General features: G+C 51.2%; 1 protein-coding gene. It reads left to right on the top strand.

The window, feature by feature from the left end:
* Positions 1–435 (top strand): helix-turn-helix domain-containing protein (locus tag ALO64_RS01155; RefSeq protein ID WP_235804966.1); only part of this gene is annotated, 435 nt, incomplete at its 5' end.
* Positions 436–543: the final 108 nt, after the last annotated feature.

Raw genomic sequence — 543 nt, 5'->3', positions numbered from 1 at the left:
TTGCTCGGAGCTTCCCTAGTCTTGTCACTGCCTCAACTGGTTTATGCACCCCGCGGTTTTATAAATAGTGCTGATCCGCTGCTTCTGGAAACCGAGCAAATCATTCGCTATGCCAGACCCGGGCTGACGGCTGAAGAGCTCGCCAAAATGTTGAATCTGAGCGAGCGGACAATGCATCGACGATTCAAGAAATTACCCAATGAGTCGCCTGAAGAGTTCATTACCCGAGTGAGGATAGAAACGGCTTGCGTCCTCCTCCAGACACCGGGAGCCAGCATTAAAAAAGTGGCACTCAAGTGCGGCTACAACGAGGATACCTCGTTCCGACGGGCTTTCATTCAACTTACCGGGATGACGCCTGCGGATTACAAGCGCAGGTCTAAAGCGCAGTCCTCCGATGCGAGCGGATCAACGACGCGTTCGGTGCAGACGTAAGATTCATTTCTGGTACTGGAGGCGATTTAAAAACTACTCAAGGTGTTTTCTTTGCCAAGTCCATGAATTGTCGCGTTGCCAGTGCTCGGCGCTAAAACTAAAAAACCC

This window comes from Pseudomonas meliae (assembly GCF_001400515.1).
Classification (GTDB): Bacteria; Pseudomonadota; Gammaproteobacteria; order Pseudomonadales; family Pseudomonadaceae; genus Aquipseudomonas; species Aquipseudomonas amygdali.
The sequence above is the reverse complement of the archived record's forward strand: the minus strand, read 5'-3'. Positions and strand labels throughout refer to the sequence as shown.